This is a genomic window from Roseovarius ramblicola (genome assembly GCF_042430665.1).
GTDB lineage: Bacteria > Pseudomonadota > Alphaproteobacteria > Rhodobacterales > Rhodobacteraceae > Roseovarius > Roseovarius ramblicola.
In genome coordinates this window covers 211,371-228,180 of the sequence record NZ_JBHMEC010000015.1, presented here as the reverse complement: position 1 = coordinate 228,180, position 16,810 = coordinate 211,371, and the positions used below count along the sequence as shown (strand labels likewise).

The 16,810-nt window shown below is 67.8% G+C and carries 20 protein-coding genes; 15 read left to right on the top strand and 5 right to left on the bottom strand.

The genetic code is table 11. The features are described from left to right. Positions 1–501, bottom strand: coding sequence for a hypothetical protein (locus tag ACFFU4_RS09745; RefSeq protein WP_377069527.1), 501 nt, complete (start codon positions 499–501; stop codon positions 1–3). Between the two features lie 192 nt (positions 502–693). Between ACFFU4_RS09745 and ACFFU4_RS09740 the strand changes: the two genes are divergently transcribed. Then, on the top strand, positions 694–1,581 hold the full coding sequence (locus tag ACFFU4_RS09740) for a LysR family transcriptional regulator (RefSeq protein ID WP_377069525.1): 888 nt from the start codon (positions 694–696) through the stop codon (positions 1,579–1,581). Between the two features lie 9 nt (positions 1,582–1,590). Here ACFFU4_RS09740 and ACFFU4_RS09735 read toward each other — a convergent pair whose 3' ends face one another. Continuing rightward, the gene (locus ACFFU4_RS09735; RefSeq protein ID WP_377069523.1) at positions 1,591–2,565 is read right to left on the bottom strand and encodes a glycosyltransferase family 61 protein; all 975 of its coding nucleotides are present in this window, start codon (positions 2,563–2,565) and stop codon (positions 1,591–1,593) included. Next, positions 2,555–2,890: an ArsR/SmtB family transcription factor gene (locus ACFFU4_RS09730; RefSeq protein WP_377069521.1), complete on the bottom strand. Its 336-nt coding sequence runs from the start codon at positions 2,888–2,890 to the stop codon at positions 2,555–2,557. The genes ACFFU4_RS09735 and ACFFU4_RS09730 overlap by 11 nt, the downstream gene beginning before the upstream one ends. Positions 2,891–3,068: 178 nt before the next feature. Between ACFFU4_RS09730 and ACFFU4_RS09725 the strand changes: the two genes are divergently transcribed. The 11 genes from ACFFU4_RS09725 to ACFFU4_RS09675 all read left to right on the top strand — a co-directional run bounded on the left by ACFFU4_RS09725 (position 3,069) and on the right by ACFFU4_RS09675 (position 11,755). Continuing rightward, a complete protein-coding gene (locus tag ACFFU4_RS09725) occupies positions 3,069–3,482 on the top strand; it encodes a universal stress protein (protein ID WP_377069519.1) in 414 nt (137 codons plus the stop codon). A 201-nt stretch (positions 3,483–3,683) separates the two neighbouring features. Continuing rightward, positions 3,684–4,025, top strand: a complete 342-nt coding sequence (locus ACFFU4_RS09720; protein ID WP_377069517.1) for an AtpZ/AtpI family protein — start codon at positions 3,684–3,686, stop codon at positions 4,023–4,025. Continuing rightward, positions 4,015–4,797, top strand: a complete 783-nt coding sequence (locus tag ACFFU4_RS09715) for a F0F1 ATP synthase subunit A (RefSeq protein ID WP_377069515.1) — start codon at positions 4,015–4,017, stop codon at positions 4,795–4,797. Before ACFFU4_RS09720 ends, ACFFU4_RS09715 begins: the two co-directional genes overlap by 11 nt. Positions 4,798–4,898: 101 nt before the next feature. Continuing rightward, positions 4,899–5,135 (top strand): F0F1 ATP synthase subunit C, encoded by a 237-nt coding sequence (locus tag ACFFU4_RS09710; protein WP_104020126.1) that lies wholly within the window; start codon positions 4,899–4,901, stop codon positions 5,133–5,135. A 91-nt stretch (positions 5,136–5,226) separates the two neighbouring features. Beyond that, positions 5,227–5,772, top strand: coding sequence for a F0F1 ATP synthase subunit B' (locus ACFFU4_RS09705; RefSeq protein WP_377069513.1), 546 nt, complete (start codon positions 5,227–5,229; stop codon positions 5,770–5,772). Between the two features lie 5 nt (positions 5,773–5,777). Further along, complete coding sequence (locus ACFFU4_RS09700) at positions 5,778–6,338, top strand: F0F1 ATP synthase subunit B (protein ID WP_377069511.1); 561 nt, start codon at positions 5,778–5,780, stop codon at positions 6,336–6,338. Positions 6,339–6,479: 141 nt separating this feature from the next. Continuing rightward, positions 6,480–7,835: a glutathione-disulfide reductase gene (gene gor / locus ACFFU4_RS09695; protein ID WP_377069509.1), complete on the top strand. Its 1,356-nt coding sequence runs from the start codon at positions 6,480–6,482 to the stop codon at positions 7,833–7,835. Positions 7,836–7,903: 68 nt separating this feature from the next. After that, entirely contained in the window at positions 7,904–9,067 is a 1,164-nt protein-coding gene (gene hflK, locus ACFFU4_RS09690) for an FtsH protease activity modulator HflK (protein ID WP_377069507.1), read from the top strand. A 4-nt stretch (positions 9,068–9,071) separates the two neighbouring features. Beyond that, positions 9,072–9,950, top strand: a complete 879-nt coding sequence (gene hflC, locus ACFFU4_RS09685; RefSeq protein ID WP_377069505.1) for a protease modulator HflC — start codon at positions 9,072–9,074, stop codon at positions 9,948–9,950. Further along, positions 9,947–10,144 (top strand): DUF2065 domain-containing protein, encoded by a 198-nt coding sequence (locus tag ACFFU4_RS09680; protein WP_377069503.1) that lies wholly within the window; start codon positions 9,947–9,949, stop codon positions 10,142–10,144. The genes hflC and ACFFU4_RS09680 overlap by 4 nt, the downstream gene beginning before the upstream one ends. 210 nt (positions 10,145–10,354) lie before the next feature. Then, positions 10,355–11,755, top strand: coding sequence for a DegQ family serine endoprotease (locus ACFFU4_RS09675; protein ID WP_377069722.1), 1,401 nt, complete (start codon positions 10,355–10,357; stop codon positions 11,753–11,755). Positions 11,756–11,846: 91 nt separating this feature from the next. Here ACFFU4_RS09675 and ACFFU4_RS09670 read toward each other — a convergent pair whose 3' ends face one another. Continuing rightward, a complete protein-coding gene (locus tag ACFFU4_RS09670) occupies positions 11,847–12,251 on the bottom strand; it encodes a VOC family protein (RefSeq protein WP_377069501.1) in 405 nt (134 codons plus the stop codon). After that, on the bottom strand, positions 12,248–13,276 hold the full coding sequence (locus ACFFU4_RS09665; RefSeq protein WP_377069499.1) for an NAD(P)/FAD-dependent oxidoreductase: 1,029 nt from the start codon (positions 13,274–13,276) through the stop codon (positions 12,248–12,250). The genes ACFFU4_RS09670 and ACFFU4_RS09665 overlap by 4 nt, the downstream gene beginning before the upstream one ends. Before the next feature lie 53 nt (positions 13,277–13,329). On the opposite strand from ACFFU4_RS09665, the gene mnmC2 reads away from it, so the two are divergent. The 3 genes from mnmC2 to rpsA all read left to right on the top strand — a co-directional run bounded on the left by mnmC2 (position 13,330) and on the right by rpsA (position 16,790). Continuing rightward, positions 13,330–14,007, top strand: coding sequence for a tRNA (5-methylaminomethyl-2-thiouridine)(34)-methyltransferase MnmC2 (gene mnmC2, locus ACFFU4_RS09660; protein ID WP_377069497.1), 678 nt, complete (start codon positions 13,330–13,332; stop codon positions 14,005–14,007). Next, on the top strand, positions 14,004–14,870 hold the full coding sequence (locus ACFFU4_RS09655) for a DMT family transporter (protein WP_377069495.1): 867 nt from the start codon (positions 14,004–14,006) through the stop codon (positions 14,868–14,870). Before mnmC2 ends, ACFFU4_RS09655 begins: the two co-directional genes overlap by 4 nt. A gap of 240 nt (positions 14,871–15,110) precedes the next feature. Further along, positions 15,111–16,790 carry a 30S ribosomal protein S1 gene (gene rpsA / locus ACFFU4_RS09650; RefSeq protein ID WP_377069493.1) on the top strand — a complete coding sequence of 560 codons (1,680 nt, stop codon included), beginning with the start codon at positions 15,111–15,113 and terminating at the stop codon, positions 16,788–16,790. Positions 16,791–16,810: the final 20 nt, after the last annotated feature.

Genomic DNA, 16,810 nt, shown 5'->3' with positions numbered 1-16,810 from the left:
TCACTCCGGCGCGGGTGCAAGGCGGCGCAGCACCTCGGCCATCGCGCGCGCGTCCTCCGGGGTGAGGCGGCCATGGCCCGGCAGAAACCGCGCCACGTCGCGACCCGAATAGCGGCCGGTGAGACGGCCGTCGCGCAGGATCAGGTTCAGCCGGACAAACTCGCGGGCGCGGTCATGGCAGAACCGGCAGGTGCGTTCGAACAGCGCGCCCGAGGTCAGGTTCTGCCGGAAGAGGATTTCAAGCGTGGCGATCTCCGGATCGGTCAGGCCGCCCATGTGGCGGCTCAGAAACGCGCGCAGGGGCAGCCCCCCGGAGGTCGTCAGACCGGTGTTCCCGAGCAGAAGGCGGTCGCGCGCAAACGGCCCGGCATGGCCATGGCAGGTCAGGCACTTGTCCTCGAACAGGACATGGGGATCGGACGCGCGCTGCGCTTGTGCACCGCCGCTTGTGAGCAGCGCAGCCAGAACGATGCAGGGAATTGCAGAAAAAATCCGGGACATTCCGTTTTCCACGACGCAGGTGTGCGGCAGACTACCGGCCCTGTGGACCCCTGCCTTGTCCAAAGTCAAGCTGGCCTGCCGATGGTCGGTGTCGATCGCCCGGGTTCTATTTACACCGCGCCTGTACGGTGCGACATTCGCAAATCGGCATCTTGTGTTGGGATTTGCACAGAGGTTTGCACAGAGGGTTACATGGAAAACTGGGACGAGGTGCGCACCGCCTATCATGTGGCGCGGATCGGCACGGTGAGCGGCGCGGCCGAGGTGCTGGGCGTGCACCATGCCACCGTGATCCGCCATATCGACGCGCTGGAAGAGCGGCTGGGGGTGCGCCTCTTTCAGCGGCACGCGCGCGGCTATACGCCGACGGAGGCCGGCGATGATCTGTTGCGGGTGGCGCAGGCCACCGACGACCAGTTCCATCAGCTCGCGGGCCGCATCAAGGGGCGCGGCAACGAGGTGTCGGGCGAGTTGGTGGTGACCTCGATCGGCGGGCTGAGCCATCTGCTGGCCCCGGTGCTGGCGGATTTCCAGCAGGATTACCCCGATCTCGTGGTGCGCTACCTGACCGGCGACCGCCTGTTCCGGCTGGAATACGGCGAGGCGCATGTGGCGGTGCGCGCGGGCTCTGCGCCGGAGCAGCCGGACAACGTGGTGCGGCCGTTCTTCAGGCAGGATTTCGCGCTTTATGCCAGCGAGGGCTATGTCGCGCGCCACGGGATGCCGGCGGGCTGCGAGGATTTCGGGCGGCACCGGTTCGTCGGGGCCGACGATCCCGAGGCGCGGGCGCCGTTCCAGCGCTGGCTGAAGCAGGCCGTGCCCGCCGACAACATCGTGTTTCGCTCGGGCGATGTGCACGCGCAGCGCAACGCCATCCTTGCCGGGGCGGGGATCGGTTTTGCCTCGGTGTTGCAGGCGGCGGAGGTGCCCGGGCTGGTGCAGGTGCTGCCGCCGCGCTCCGAATGGGCGGCACCGCTGTGGCTGGTGACGCATATGGACCTGCACCGCACCACCAAGGTGCAGGCGTTCCTGTCGTTTCTCAAGGCGCGCGCGCGAGGCTGGCAGGCGGAGAAAGGGTGAGCGACGCGCTCAGAGAAAGCCCGCCGCCTGAAGCTCGCGCCGCAAGGCGCGAAGCTCGGGCGGCAGGGCGGTCTCGCCTTCGGCGGGCGCGGACAGGTCGCAGAGCGCGGCGGTGGTCCACGGTGTGACCCCGGCGAATCCGTGCACCTGCCGCGCGATGGCGTCGAACGCCGTCTGCCGCGTGCGGCGCTGGATCAGGGCCACGCGCGCGCCCCGGTCCATCACGAAGGGCGCGAGGTGAAAGGCCGAGCCGTCGGGGCCCGCGATCACCCGGGCGGCGCGGTAGCAGGCGATCTGTTCGGCGATGCTGTGGCGTTCGGGGTGCAGGATGCCATAGCCGGCGCGCGACATCCATTTCTCGATCCGCCGCTCGAACGGCACCTGCTTGGCGGCCGGCTTGAGCCTTCGCCGCGAGATGTAGAGCCGCTCGGGGCCGTCGGGCGCGATGGCGGCGCAAAGGTGGCGGCGCATGTAGGCGCGCGCCTCGGGCGTGCCGTGGCTCCATTCGCGGTGGCCAAAGCCCTGGCCGGGCACGAGCGCCGCGTCCACGCGGGTGGGCCGCTGGACGAGATGCACCGGCAGCCCCTGCCCGAGGATATCGAGCAGCGGGCCAAGACGGCGGGCGAGCACGGCGGCGATGTCGCGCCCGGCCATCGGGATCAGGGCGATGCCGTCGGGGCGGTCGCCGATATGGTCGAGCGCCCAGAGCCGGGGCAGCGCCTCGAACAGGAAATGACCGAAATGGTGCCGCCCGACCCCGGCAAAGAGCCAGCGACCGGGCAGGCGGGCGGGCGGATCGGCGGGCGCGGCGGGATCGGCGGTGAACCGGCGCGGGCCGATGCGCGTGCGCGCCGCCGCCACCGGCGCGCCGCCGGCATCGAGCACGCCGCAGGCATGGCCGCGCCCCGGCGTCATCGGCATGAGGATGGCCCCCGGCACGCAATCGACGCGCGGCGCGGGCAGGTGCCCGGGGTCAGGGATCATTCGGCAGCTCATCCCGCAGGAAGCGCTCGAACGCGTCGAGATGCACCGCCTCGAACTGGCCGAAGCCCTGCATCCAGATCGAGGCGTCGCGCAGCGCGTCGGGCTCCAGCTTGCACCACTTGACCCGGCCCCGCCGCTCCTGACTGATGAGGCCGGCACGGGTGAGGATGCCCAGATGCTTGGAGATCGCCGCCAGGCTCATCTCGAAGGGTTCGGCCACGTCGGTCACCGCCATGTCGTCCTCGAGCAGCATGGCGAGGATCGCGCGGCGCGTCGGATCGGCGAGCGCGGCAAAGACCGTGTCGAGTTCCTGGGCCCTGTCCATGCCGGTCTTAAGCCCGAGGGCACGGCCCGCGTCAACGCCCCTCGCGTCCGGTTCGGGGCGAAACGTGCCGTTTTTCGCGGCATTTTGGCCGGAAAGGGGGTTTGATCTGGGACAAGGCAATGTCAGGCTGGGGTGACTACGGTCCGCAGACCAACAAGGAAACGCGAAAGGAAGTAACATGTTCTCAAAAATCATGGTTCCCGTCGATCTGGTGCACAAGGACACGCTGGGCAAGGCGCTCAACGTGGCCGGCGAGATTGCCAGGCTCTACGGCGCGAGCATCGACGTGGTCAGCGTGGGCGGCGAGCTGCCGAGCGAGCTGGGGCACACGCCGCGGGAATTCGGCGATCGGCTTCAGGGCTTCGCCGATGATCTGCGCTCGAAATTCGACGTGACCGTGAAGGCCGACCCGCTGATGGCGCATGACCCGGCGGTCGAGACCACCGCGGAACTGATGAAGGCGATCGACAAGGTTGGCGCGGACCTCGTCATCATGGCCAGCCACGAGCCCGGCTTTTTCGAGCATATCTTCAGCTCGCATGGCGGCTATATCGCGCAGCACGCCAAGTGCTCGGTTTTCGTGGTGCGCTGACACTCAACCATACGGTTGAACATGGCGCGGCCGCCGGTATCCCGCGATACGCGGCCGCGCCACGCCGACACTCCTGCTTCATCTTTCCAGAAATACTCATTATATCAATGCCTTGATAGGCGCATCCCTGCGCGGATCGGGTGCTTGACTCTGCGCCCCGCTGACCGTAGCACATGGCGCAGGTTCCTCAGGGGGGTGCGGGTGTCCGAGCCAGACGACAGCGAGCGGCTCCGCCAGCTCGAGGCGCGGATCGCAAAGCTGCGCGACAGCAAGGCGAAACGCCCCCACCAGGAAGAGCACTACAGCCAGGCGCAGCACGCCTGGCGGATGGTGATCGAGCTTGTCGCCGGTCTGTTGATCGGCTTCGGCATGGGATACGGGCTGGACAGCCTGTTCGGCACGATGCCGGTATTCCTTGTCGTGTTCACATTGCTGGGCCTCGCGGCGGGCATCAAGACGATGATGCGCAGCGCCGCGGATCTCGCGAAGGACATGAATGCGCCCGGCAGGGGCGGGGACGAAGGGACAAAGGATGGCGACTGAAGCGCAAGGGGCCGACAGCGGCGGTCTGGTGTTCCACCCGATGGATCAGTTCATCGTGCGGCCGCTCTTTGGCGATGGGCCGGTGGGCCTGTTCACGCTGACCAACGTGACGCTGTGGATGGCGATCGCGGTGGCGGCGGTGTTCGCGCTGCTGGTGCTGGGCACGTCGCGGCGCGAGATCGTGCCGGGGCGCACGCAATCCATCGCCGAGCTGGCCTATGACTTTGTCCGCAAGATGGTCGAGGACGTGGCGGGCAAGGACGCGCTGCCGTTTTTCCCCTACATCATGACGCTGTTCATGTTCATCGTGTTCGCCAACTTCCTCGGCCTGCTGCCGATGGCCTTTACCACGACAAGCCACCTTGCGGTGGCCGTGGTGCTGGCGCTTCTGGTGTTTTTCACGGTGACGATCCTCGGCTTTGTCAGGCATGGCGTGGGGTTTCTCGGGCTGTTCTGGATCACCGCCGCGCCGTTGCCGCTGCGCCCGATCCTGGCGCTGATCGAGGTGATTTCCTACTTCGTGCGCCCGGTCAGCCACTCCATTCGTCTGATGGGCAACATGATGGCCGGCCACGCGGTGATCAAGGTGTTCGCGGCCTTCGCGCCGATGATCGCGCTGTCGGTGGGGGTGGGCATCCTTGTCACGCCGCTGTCGATCCTCGCGATTTCCGCCATCTACGCCCTCGAGGTGCTGGTGGCGTTCATTCAGGCCTACGTGTTCACCATCCTGACCTGCGTGTATCTGCGCGACGCGCTGCATCCGCATCACTGACACAAGTGCCGGGGAAATCCCCGGCCTGCGAGACAACCGGCGGGCCCGCCCGCCGCACGACCAACGGACCAATGCCAATTCCAGCGTAAGGAGAGATCGAAATGGAAGGCGATATCGTACAAATGGGTGCTTACATCGGTGCCGGTCTGGCGTGTACCGGCATGGGCGGCGCCGCCGTCGGTGTGGGCCACGTCGTCGGCAACTACCTGTCGGGTGCGCTGCGCAACCCGTCGGCCGCCGGCGGCCAGATCGCGACCATGTTCATCGGCATCGCGTTCTCGGAAGCGCTCGGGATCTTCTCGTTCCTCGTCGCGCTTCTGCTGATGTTCGCCGTCTGATCGCTCAGGTCCCGATCCTTGCGGCCGGGTGGTGGACATGCTTGCCTGCCACCCGGATTTCGCGGAAAGTTCCTGAGGGAGGACGAACGTCATGGCAACCGAAACGCATGATGCCGTAAGCGCCTGTCTCGACAGCCACGGCGGGGCCGTCGGAATGCCGCAGCTTTGCGGCGACTGGTTCGGCAACCAGATTTTCTGGCTGGCGATCGCGCTGGTCGTGCTCTATTTCATCCTGTCGCGCATCGCGCTGCCGCGCATCGCGGCGGTGCTGGCCGAGCGGCAGGGGTCGATTACAAACGATCTCGCCGCCGCCGAGGATCTCAAGGCCCGCGCCACAGAGGCGGAAGAGACCTACAAGCAGGCGCTCGCCGACGCGAGGGCCGAGGCGCAGAAGATCATCGCCGAGACCAAGGCCGCGATCAAGGAGGACCTCGACCGCGCCAACGAAGAGGCCGATGCCGAGATCAGGGCAAAGACCGAGGAAGGCGAGAAGAAGATCGCCGAGATCCGCGCCGGTACGCTCGACGCCGTCAAGGAGGTGGCCAAGGACGTCACCAGCGAACTCGTCGCGTCGATGGGCCAGAAGGCCGACGGGCGCAGCGTCAGCGCGGCGGTCAACGCCCGGATGAAAGGATGAGTGCGATGCGCAAGCTGACCCTGACCGTGGCCGCCACGCTCGCCGCGAGCCCGGCTTTCGCCGCGTCCGGCCCGTTCTTCTCGCTGTTCAACACCAATTTCGTGGTGCTGATCGCGTTCCTGATCTTTGTGGGCGTGCTGGTCTATCTCAAGGTGCCGGGCCTTCTGGGCCAGAAGCTCGACGAGCGCGCCGCCTCGATCCGCTCCGACCTCGACGAGGCCCGCAGGCTGCGCGAGGAGGCCAAGAAGGTGCTCGTCGACTACGAGCGCAAGCAGAAAGAGGCGCAGGAGCAGGCCGACCGCATTGTCGAGCAGGCCCGCAAGGAGGCCGAACAGGCCGCCGTCGAGGCCAGGGAAGACATCAAGCGCTCGATCGCGCGGCGGCTTCAGGCTGCCGAGGATCAGCTCGCCAGCGCCGAGGCGCGCGCGGTCCGCGATGTGCGTGACCAGGCCATCGCCGTCGCCACCGCCGCGGCGCGCGACGTGATCGCCAAACAGATGAGCGACGCCGACGCCGACGCGCTCATCGACGCGGGCATCGGCGAGGTCGAAGCCAAGCTGCACTGACGCGGCATCGCAACACACCGCAGGCGGGGCCGCGTTCCGAATGGATCGCGGCCCCGTTGGCATTGTGCGGCACGATTGAGGGTTTCACATTGGTGTGCCGCTGCGATATGTGACCGGAGACAAGAAAGGGAGCCGACTGGCATGGCATTCGACTACGACCTTTTCGTGATCGGCGGCGGCTCGGGCGGGGTGCGCGCGGCGCGGGTGGCGGCGCAGGGCGGTGCCAGGGTCGCGCTTGCCGAGGAGAGCCGCTATGGCGGCACCTGCGTGATCCGCGGTTGCGTGCCCAAGAAGCTGATGGTGTTTGCCTCCGAGTTCCCCGAGGCCATCGCCGAGGCGCAGGCATTCGGCTGGACGGTGCACGCCGGCGGCTTTGACTGGGCGGCGTTCCGGGGCAAGCTCGACGCCGAGCTCGACCGGCTGGAGGGCGTCTATCGCGGCATCCTGTCCAACAACGGTGTCGAGACCTTCGACATGCGCGCGCGGCTCGCCGATCCCCACACGGTCGAGCTGGCCGACGGCACGCGGGCCAGCGCGCGGCATATCCTGATCGCGGCGGGCGGCCACCCGGTGCGTCCCGATCTGCCGGGGGCGGAGCACGCGCTGGTGAGCGACGACATCTTTCACCTCGACCGGCTACCGAAATCCATCCTCGTGATCGGCGGCGGCTATATCGCGTGCGAGTTTGCCTGCATCCTCAACGGCCTCGGCGTCGAGGTGACGCAATTCTATCGCGGCGCGCAGATCCTGCGCGGCTTTGACGACGAGGCGCGGGGGCTGGTGTCGGACGAGATGATCCAGTCGGGGGTGAACCTGCACCTGGGCACCAACATCGCCGAGATGACGCCCGTGGACGGTGGCTATCGCGTGGTGGCGACCAACGGGCAGGAGGCCACCTACGAGCAGGTGATGTTCGCCACCGGACGCGCCCCCAACACGCGCGACATGGGGCTGGAAGCTGCCGGGGTAACGCTGGGGCGCAAGGGCGAGATCGTGGTGGACAGGTACAGCCAGACCAGCGTGCCCTCGATCCATGCCATCGGCGACGTGACCGACCGGGTCAACCTCACGCCGGTGGCGATCCGCGAGGGCATGGCCTTTGTGGAAACCGTCTTTAACGGCAACCCGACACCGGTGGATCACGACCTGATCCCCACCGCGATCTTTACCCAGCCCGAGATGGGCACCGTGGGCCTCAGCGAGGAGGACGCGCGCGAGCGCGGGCCGGTGGAGATCTACGCGACCTCGTTCAGGCCGATGCGCGAGAGCTTTGCCGGGCGTTCGGCGCGGGTGCTGATGAAGCTGGTGGTCTGCTCTGAGACGCGCCGCGTGCTGGGCTGTCATATCGTCGCCCCCGGCGCGGGCGAGATGATCCAGCTTGCCGGGATCGCGGTGAAGATGGGCGCCACCAAGGAGGATTTCGACCGCACCGTGGCGGTGCATCCGACCATGTCGGAAGAGATCGTGACGATGAAAACGCCGACGCGAACCGCTTGATTTTCCGGGGTTCGCGCACAGGTAAGGATCAGGTCCGCCCGCGGGCGGAACAGCAAGGGAAGGTTAGCATGGCTGGAAACAATGGCGGCCCCTGGGGCGGCGGCGGAAATCGCGGCGGCGATGACGACCGGCGACCGCCGAATGGCGGCAGGCGTCCCCCCGAAGGCGGGCAGATGCCCGAGATCGACGAGCTTGTCCGCAAGGGACAGGATCAGCTTCGCGTGCTGATGGGCGGGCGCGGCGGCGGTGGCCGCGGCGGCGCCGGCGGCGGCGGTGGCGACGGCCCGCAATTCGGTCGCGGCACCATCGGTCTCGCGGCGCTTGGTGCCGTGGCGCTCTGGCTCTTTGCCAGCGTCTATACGGTGAAGCCCGAAGAGCAATCGGTCGAGCTTTTCCTCGGCGAATACTACGCCACCGGCAATCCCGGCCTCAACATCGCGCCGTGGCCGGTGGTGACCTACGAGATCGTCAACGTCACCTCGGAGCGGACCGAGAACATCGGCCAGCGCAGCAATGTCGGCAACGAGGGGCTGATGCTGACCACCGATGCCAACATCGTGGACATCAATTTCCAGGTGGTCTGGAACATCTCGGACCCGTCGAAGCTGTTGTTCAACATCCGCGACCCGCAACTGACGGTGCAGGCGGTGTCGGAATCGGTGATGCGCGAGATCATCGCCGCGTCCAACCTCGCGCCGATCCTCAACCGCGACCGCGGGATCATCGCCGACACGGCGGTGCGCGACATCCAGGCGACGCTCGACGAGTACGAGAGCGGCATCCGCATCGTGCGGGTCAACCTCGACAAGGCCGACCCCCCGCGCGAGGTGATCGACGCGTTCCGCGAGGTGCAGGCCGCCGAACAGGAGCGCGACCGCCTGCAACGTCAGGCCGACGCCTACGCCAACCGGGTGCTCGCGGAAGCGCGCGGTCAGGCGGCGCAGATCCTCGCCGATTCCGAGGGCTACCGCGCCCGCGTGGTCAACGAGGCGCGCGGTGACGCGAGCCGCTTCACCTCGGTCCTGACCGAGTATTCAAAGGCCCCCGAGGTCACGCGCAAACGTCTCTATCTCGAACGGATGGAGCAGGTGCTGGGCGATATCGACAAGACGATCCTCGACCAGTCGATCGTCGGCACCGGCGATGGCAGCGGGGTGGTGCCCTACCTGCCGCTGAACGAGCTGCGCCGCAGCGGCGGAACCGGTGGCACCACGACAAGCGAAGGGAACTGAGACCATGGGAAAGCTGAAATTCCTCATCCCCATCCTCGTGGTGGCCGCGTTCCTCGGGCTGTCGTCGATCTTCGTGGTGGACGAGCGCGAGAAGGCGCTGGTGCTGCAATTCGGTCAGATCAAGGCGATCAAGCAGGAGCCGGGGCTGTCGTTCAAGATCCCGTTCATCCAGGAGGTCGTGCGTTATGACGACCGCATCCTGTCGCTCGATACCGACACGATCGAGGTGACGCCGTCCGATGATCGCCGACTGGTGGTCGATGCCTTCGCCCGCTACCGCATCCGCGACGTGGTGCAGTTCCGGCAGGCGGTGGGTATCGGCGGGCTGCCCGTGGCCGAGGACCGGCTCTCGTCGGTTCTCAACGCACAGATACGCGAGGTGCTGGGGGCCGACCAGGTGACGTCCGACACCATCCTGTCGGAGGATCGCCGCAGCCTGATGGGCCGCATCCAGCAGAACGCGCAGGCCAGCGCCGCGGGCCTCGGGCTCGACGTGGTGGACGTGCGGCTCAAGCAGACCAACCTGCCGGATCAGAACCTCGACGCCACCTTCGCGCGGATGCGCGCCGAGCGGGAACGCGAGGCCGCCGACGAGATCGCGCGCGGTAACGAGGCGGCGCAGCGGGTGCGTGCACAGGCCGACCGGACCGTGACCGAGACGCTGTCGGACGCCGAGCGCGAGGCGCAGGTGATCCGCGGCGAGGCCGACGCGGAGCGCAACGCGGTCTACGCCGAGGCATTCGGCGCGGACCCCGAGTTCTTTGCCTTCTACCGCTCGCTCGAAGCCTATGAAAAGGCGCTCAAGGGCAAGAATTCCTCGATGGTGATGACGCCGGACAGCGAGTTCTTCGACTACCTGCGCTCGGGCCGCATCTCGGAATGATCGAGACCGCGCTTCTGGCCCTCGGGCTGGTGCTGATCGTGGAGGGGCTGGTCTATGCGCTGGCCCCTTCGCTCATTGACCGGATGCTGGTGGCGCTGGCGGCATTCCCGCCCGAGGCGCGGCGGCTGATGGGGATGCTGGCGCTGGTCTGCGGGCTGTTGCTCGTGTGGGCGGCGAAGACGCTGGGGGCTTGATTTCGCGCGCGGCGCGGGGTCACATCGGAGTGATTGGATGTGACACTCTTTGCGAATGGCGTGACCGCACCTACATCTGACCCATCATACCATGAGCCGCGCCCGACGCGCGGGGATATGAAGACAGCAACCATAGGAGATTTTGGTTTGACCGCTTCAAACAAAACCGCAACGCAAACCGTGCCGGGGGCCGTGCGGGCCGTCTGGCTCATGGCGCTCACGGTGGCCTTGCTGCTGGCGCAGGCACTCGCGGCGCGCGCGCTGCCGCAGAGCTTTGCCGACCTTGCCGACGAGATCAGCCCCGCCGTGGTCAACATCACCACCTCGACCGTGGTCGAGCAGGACACCGGGCCGATGCCGATGGTGCCCGAGGGCTCGCCCTTCGAGGATTTCTTCGAGCGCTTCCGCGAGCAGATGCCCGAGACCGACCGGCCGCGCCGGTCCTCGGCGCTGGGCTCGGGTTTCGTGATTTCCGAGGATGGTTACGTGGTCACCAACAACCACGTCATCGACAAGGCCGACGAGATCGACATCGAGTTCTTCTCGGGCGAGAAGCTGTCGGCCACGGTGGTGGGCACCGACCCCAAGACCGATATCGCACTGCTGAAGGTAAACCCCGAAAAACCGCTGCCGTTCGTCAGCTTCGGCGACAGCGACACCGCCCGCGTGGGCGATTGGGTGCTGGCGATGGGCAACCCGCTGGGCCAGGGATTTTCGCTGTCGGCGGGGATCGTTTCGGCCCGCAACCGGGCGCTCTCGGGCACCTATGACGACTACATCCAGACCGACGCGGCGATCAACCGGGGCAACTCGGGCGGGCCGCTGTTCAACATGGAAGGCGACGTCGTGGGCGTGAACACCGCGATCCTCAGCCCCACTGGCGGCTCCATCGGGATCGGCTTCTCGATGGCATCGAACGTGGTCAAGCGCGTCGTCGATCAGCTCAAGGAATACGGCGAGACGCGCCGCGGCTGGCTGGGCGTGCGCATCCAGGACGTGACCGGGGACGTGGCCGAGGCGATGGGCCTTGACAGCGTGGCCGGCGCGCTGGTGACGGATGTGCCGGACGGCCCCGCCGCCGATGCCGGGATGCAGGCGGGCGACGTGATCGTGAGCTTTGACGGCAAGGAGGTCGAGGATACCCGCGGTCTCGTGCGGCAGGTGGGCAACACCGCCGTGGGCAAGACCGTGCGCGTCGTGGTCTACCGCGACGGCCAGACCCGGACGCTGAAGGTGACGCTGGGCCGCCGCGAGGTGGCCGAGGGTTCGATCCCCGTGGCACAGCCGGGCGGCGCGCCCGAGGCACCGCAGGAAAAGTCCATGATGGGCCTCACGCTCAAGCCGCTCGATGACGAGCTGCGCGCGCAGCTCGAACTGGACGAGGATGCGAACGGGCTGGTGATCACCGAGGTGGACGAGCTGTCGGAGGCCTACGAGAAGGGCCTGCGCGCGGGCGACGTCATCACCGAGGCGGGCCAGCAGAAGGTGACGAGCATCCCCGAGCTCGACGCGCGCATCGCCGGCGCACGCGAGGCGGGGCGCAAGTCGCTGCTGCTTCTGGTGCGCCGCGCGGGCGAGCCGCGCTTCACGGCCCTGAACATCGAGGAATAGGCGGGACTGGTCCCGCGCCGCAGAAGGGCCCCGCCTCGCGGGGCCCTTTGTCGTTTCGGGGATGTCGTTTCGGGGATCCCTCCGGCGCGGCTCACCCGGCGCGGTTGGAGATTTCCAGCAGATTGCCGTCCGGGTCGCGCAGGTAAAGCGAGACGATCGGCCCTCCGGCCCCGCTGCGCGGCACCGGGCCATCCTCCACCCGAACGCCCCGCGCGGCGAGATGCGCCTGCCACTGTTCGAGCGGCGTATCGCTGAGAAAGCACAGATCGGCGGAGCCGGGCACCGGCCTTGCCGCGTGCGGCGCGAACTCGGCCCCGGCCTGATGCAGGTTGATCTTCTGCGCGCCAAAGCGCAGCGCGTGGCGCGCGCTGCCATCCGCGGCGCGAAACACCTGCGGCTCCATTCCCAGCACATCGCCATAGAACGCCACCGTCGCCGCGACATCGGCAACGGTCAGCACGAGGTGGTCGAGGCCGGTGACGCGCGGGCCGGTCATCGCTCTGCCTCCGGGCGGAACCCTGCGGGGATGCGGTCGACCCCGTCGAGCACCAAATCGGCCATCACCTCGGCCACCTTGGGCGCCATGCCGAACCCGATCTTGAACCCGCCATTGGCGATGAACGCACCCGCGTGCAGCGGGTGCGGCCCCAGCACCGGCGCGCGGCTTCGGGCGCGGGGCCGGATCCCGGCCCAGCGCAGGCTCACCGGCGCGCCCGCCAGCGCGGGCAGGGCGGCGCGCGCCCGCGCGATCACGTCGTCGAGCTGCGCGTCGGTGGCGGCGGGGTCGTCATAGGCGCGCTCCGAGGTCGATCCGATGGCGGTGGTGCCGTCGGCATGGGGCACGACATGCACGCCGCCGGCGAATATCTGCGGCGCGTCGCGCGCGTCGAAATCCAGCAGCGCGGCCTGTCCCTTGACGCCGTTGCCCGCTGCGTGGCCCGTGGCCGCGCTCCACTCCTCCAGCCCGGCCACCCCCGTGGCCCAGACCACGCGGCCCCCGGCGCGGCCCTCGCGCAGCACCTCGGCGCCATTGCTACGCAGCGCCGCCACCAGCGCCGCGCAGGCGCGGCGCGGATGCAGCCGCGCGCTCAGCGTGTCGCGGATGACGTGACCGGTGGGGCTCTCGGGGCACCACGCGCCGCCTGCCGACTCCACCCGCCACGCGGCCTTGCCCTGCCACAGCGCCGCCGCGCTCTCTTCCCGCGCGCGGGCCAGCGCCAGCCCGGCCGCGTCCATCACCGGCTGTATCCGGCCCAGCCGCGCATAGCCCGGCGCGCCGCCGCCCGCCTGCGCCACCCCGTCCCAGAACCCCTCGGCCATGATCAGGCTTTCGAACTGAAACGCCTTCTTGTCGTTCCAGGTCTCCGGCACATGCGGGGCCAGCGCGCCGACGATCCCGCCCGACGCCCCCGCGCCGGGACCGTTCGGGTCGATCACCCGCACCCACGCCCCGCGCCGGGCGCAGACCCACGCCACCGACAGCCCGAATATCCCCGCCCCCATCACCGTCACATCGGTCATTGCACATCTCCCCGCGCCCCGGCATCCTGCCCGGCGTTCTAGAGGATGGATCCATGCAGGACCAGCAGGCCGGGATCGACTGGCGCGACGGTGATGTGCCGGTCTCGGCGCGGTTCAACGATCCGTATTTCAGCCTGGAAGACGGGCTGGCGGAGACGCGGCACGTCTTTCTCGCGGGTAACGACCTGCCGGGGCGGTTCCGCGACGGGGTCCATATCGCCGAGCTTGGCTTCGGCACCGGGCTCAACCTGCTGGCCGCGCTCGATGCCTGGCGGACGGCGGGCATCGCGGGGCGGCTCGTCTACACCTCGTTCGAGGCGTACCCGATGGCCCCGCATGATATGCGCCGCGCGCAATCCCGGTTTGCCGATCTCGCACCACTCGCCGCCGAACTGGGCCCGCACTGGACGGGGGGCGCGCAGCGGATCGCGCTGCCCGATCTCGACTTCACGCTTGTCACGGGCGATGCGCGCGAGACGCTAAAGGCTTGGCCGAACAAGGCAAATGCCTGGTTTCTCGACGGGTTTTCACCCGCCAGGAACCCCGAGATGTGGCAACCCGATCTCATGAACGAGGTGGCGCGCCACACCGCGCCGCGCGGCACGGCGGCCACCTACACCGCCGCCGGGTTCGTGCGGCGGGGCTTGGAGGCGGCGGGATTTTCTGTCAGCCGTATGCCGGGATACGGGCGCAAGCGCCACATGACCCGCGCAATACTGGACACGTCATGACCGATCAGAACACCCGCCTCGGCATCTGGATGATGGTGCTCACCACCTTCATCTTCGCGGTGCAGGACGGCATTTCGCGGCATCTCGCGGGGGAATACAACGTGTTCATGGTCGTGATGATCCGCTACTGGTTCTTCGCCGCCTTCGTGATGACCGTGGCGGCGCGCAAGGCCGGCGGGCTGCTGGCCGCCGCCGGCACCGCGCAGCCGCTGATGCAGGGCTTTCGCGCGCTGCTGCTGGTGGCCGAAATCTGCGTGATGATCTACGGCTTCACGCTGCTGGGACTGGTCGAGAGCCACGCGGTCTTTGCCGCCTACCCGCTGCTCATCGCCGCGCTGTCGGGCCCGGTGCTGGGCGAGCGCGTGGGCTGGCGGCGCTGGGTGGCCATCGCCGTGGGCTTTGTCGGGGTGGTCATCATCCTGGAGCCGGGATTCGGTGTGTTCCAGCCCGCCGCGATCATTCCCTTCATCGCGGCGCTGATGTTCGCGCTCTACGGGCTGCTCACGCGGTTCGTGGCAAGGCTCGACAATGCGGCCACCTCGTTCTTCTGGACCGGCACCGTGGGGGCGGTCGCGATGACGGCGGTCGGCGCGTGGTTCTGGGAGCCGATGACCGGCCCCGACTGGGCATGGATGGGGGCGCTCTGCATCACCGGGGCGGCGGGGCATTACACGCTCATCAAGTGCTACGAGGTCGCCGAGGCGAGCGCGGTGCAGCCCTTCGCCTACCTGCAACTGGTGTTCGCCAGCACCATCGGCATCGCGGTCTTCTCCGAGACCATCCGCCTCAACGTGGCGCTGGGCGCGGCGCTGATCGTGGGCGCGGGGCTTTTCACCCTGTGGCGGCAGCGGCGGGCGGGCTGACGCGCACGGGCGATCTTGCCGCTTGATTTACGCCCCCGCGCCCGCTATGACGCCCGTTGTCAACAAGGCGGAATCGCCGCAGGACCAAAGAGAGCGAGCAGGGTCGGCTTCCCCGGCCCTCTTTGTTTTGCGGCCCGCCTGACCAACGAACCCCGTTCCACCGCAGGTGGACATCACCCAAAGACCGGCGGAGACAACCGCGCGGCCGGAAAATGCAGTTGTAAAGGACACACACGCCACATGGCTCAGAACGCATCGATGGAGGAATTCGAGGCCCTCCTTAACGAAAACCTCGAAATGGACACCCCCGACGAGGGCTCTGTCGTCAAGGGCAAGGTCATCGCCATCGAGGCGGGACAGGCCATCATCGACGTCGGCTACAAGATGGAAGGCCGCGTCGATCTCAAGGAATTCGCGAATCCCGGCGAGCAGCCCGACATCAGTGTCGGCGACGAGGTCGAAGTCTACCTCCGCGCCGCCGAGAACGCCCGCGGCGAAGCCGTGATCAGCCACGAGATGGCCCGCCGCGAAGCGGCCTGGGACCGTCTCGAAAAGGCCTATGCCGACGAAGAGCGCGTCGAGGGCGCGATCTTTGGCCGCGTCAAGGGTGGCTTTACCGTCGATCTGGGCGGTGCCGTGGCGTTCCTGCCCGGCTCTCAGGTCGATGTGCGCCCGGTGCGCGACGCCGGCCCGCTGATGGGCCTCAAGCAGCCGTTCCAGATCCTCAAGATGGATCGCCGCCGCGGCAATATCGTCGTGTCGCGCCGCGCCATCCTGGAAGAGAGCCGCGCCGAACAGCGCGCCGAGGTCATCGCCAACCTCACCGAGGGGCAGGCGGTTGACGGCGTGGTCAAGAACATCACCGAATACGGCGCCTTCGTCGATCTCGGCGGTGTCGATGGCCTCTTGCACGTCACCGACATGGCCTGGCGCCGGGTCAACCACCCGTCGGAGATCCTGTCGATCGGCGAGACCGTCAAGGTCCAGGTCATCAAGATCAACAAGGAGACCCACCGCATCAGCCTCGGCATGAAGCAGTTGCAGGAGGATCCGTGGGATCTGGTGTCGGCCAAGTATCCGCTCGGCTCGACCCACACCGGCCGCGTCACCAACATCACCGATTACGGCGCCTTCGTGGAGCTGGAGCCGGGGGTCGAGGGGCTGGTCCACGTCTCGGAAATGTCCTGGACCAAGAAGAACGTGCACCCCGGCAAGATCGTCTCCACAAGCCAGGAGGTCGAGGTCATGGTGCTGGAAATCGACCCGGCCAAGCGCCGCGTCAGCCTCGGGCTCAAGCAGACCATGCGCAACCCGTGGGAAGTGTTCGCCGAGCAATACCCGCCGGGCACCGAGGTCGAGGGCGAGGTCAAGAACATCACCGAATTCGGCCTCTTCGTCGGCATGGAAGGCGATATCGACGGCATGGTTCACCTCAGCGACCTGAGCTGGGACGAGCGTGGCGAGGATGCGATCCAGAGCTACAAGAAGGGCGATGTCGTGCAGGCGGTCGTCTCTGACGTGGATGTCGAGAAAGAGCGTATCTCGCTGTCGATCAAGGCGCTGGGCGGCGACAAGTTCTCCGAGGCCGTGGGCGGCGTCAAGCGCGGCTCGATCGTCACCGTCACCGTGACGGCGATCGAGGATGGCGGTATCGAGGTGGAATACGAGGGCATGAAGAGCTTCATCCGCCGCTCGGACCTCAGCCGCGACCGCTCCGAGCAGCGCCCCGAGCGGTTCTCGGTCGGCGACAAGGTCGATGCCCGCGTCACCAATATCGACAGCAAGACCCGCCGTCTGGGCCTGTCGATCAAGGCGCGCGAGATCGCCGAGGAGAAAGAGGCCGTCCAGCAGTTCGGCTCGTCCGACTCGGGCGCGTCGCTGGGCGACATCCTGGGCGCGGCGCTCAAGGGCGACAAGTAAGCCACGACGCCGCACTTGCA

Bases quoted from the DNA above. Each gene is read 5' to 3' on its own strand.
- ACFFU4_RS09745 (WP_377069527.1), bottom strand. From the start codon at position 501: ATGTCCCGGATTTTTTCTGCAATTCCCTGCATCGTTCTGGCTGCGCTG.
- ACFFU4_RS09740 (WP_377069525.1), top strand. From the start codon at position 694: ATGGAAAACTGGGACGAGGTGCGCACCGCCTATCATGTGGCGCGGATC.
- ACFFU4_RS09735 (WP_377069523.1), bottom strand. From the start codon at position 2,565: ATGATCCCTGACCCCGGGCACCTGCCCGCGCCGCGCGTCGATTGCGTG.
- ACFFU4_RS09730 (WP_377069521.1), bottom strand. From the start codon at position 2,890: ATGGACAGGGCCCAGGAACTCGACACGGTCTTTGCCGCGCTCGCCGAT.
- ACFFU4_RS09725 (WP_377069519.1), top strand. From the start codon at position 3,069: ATGTTCTCAAAAATCATGGTTCCCGTCGATCTGGTGCACAAGGACACG.
- ACFFU4_RS09715 (WP_377069515.1), top strand. From the start codon at position 4,015: ATGGCGACTGAAGCGCAAGGGGCCGACAGCGGCGGTCTGGTGTTCCAC.
- ACFFU4_RS09710 (WP_104020126.1), top strand. From the start codon at position 4,899: ATGGAAGGCGATATCGTACAAATGGGTGCTTACATCGGTGCCGGTCTG.
- ACFFU4_RS09705 (WP_377069513.1), top strand. From the start codon at position 5,227: ATGGCAACCGAAACGCATGATGCCGTAAGCGCCTGTCTCGACAGCCAC.
- ACFFU4_RS09700 (WP_377069511.1), top strand. From the start codon at position 5,778: ATGCGCAAGCTGACCCTGACCGTGGCCGCCACGCTCGCCGCGAGCCCG.
- gor (WP_377069509.1), top strand. From the start codon at position 6,480: ATGGCATTCGACTACGACCTTTTCGTGATCGGCGGCGGCTCGGGCGGG.
- hflK (WP_377069507.1), top strand. From the start codon at position 7,904: ATGGCTGGAAACAATGGCGGCCCCTGGGGCGGCGGCGGAAATCGCGGC.
- hflC (WP_377069505.1), top strand. From the start codon at position 9,072: ATGGGAAAGCTGAAATTCCTCATCCCCATCCTCGTGGTGGCCGCGTTC.
- ACFFU4_RS09680 (WP_377069503.1), top strand. From the start codon at position 9,947: ATGATCGAGACCGCGCTTCTGGCCCTCGGGCTGGTGCTGATCGTGGAG.
- ACFFU4_RS09675 (WP_377069722.1), top strand. From the start codon at position 10,355: ATGGCGCTCACGGTGGCCTTGCTGCTGGCGCAGGCACTCGCGGCGCGC.
- ACFFU4_RS09670 (WP_377069501.1), bottom strand. From the start codon at position 12,251: ATGACCGGCCCGCGCGTCACCGGCCTCGACCACCTCGTGCTGACCGTT.
- ACFFU4_RS09665 (WP_377069499.1), bottom strand. From the start codon at position 13,276: ATGACCGATGTGACGGTGATGGGGGCGGGGATATTCGGGCTGTCGGTG.
- mnmC2 (WP_377069497.1), top strand. From the start codon at position 13,330: ATGCAGGACCAGCAGGCCGGGATCGACTGGCGCGACGGTGATGTGCCG.
- ACFFU4_RS09655 (WP_377069495.1), top strand. From the start codon at position 14,004: ATGACCGATCAGAACACCCGCCTCGGCATCTGGATGATGGTGCTCACC.
- rpsA (WP_377069493.1), top strand. From the start codon at position 15,111: ATGGCTCAGAACGCATCGATGGAGGAATTCGAGGCCCTCCTTAACGAA.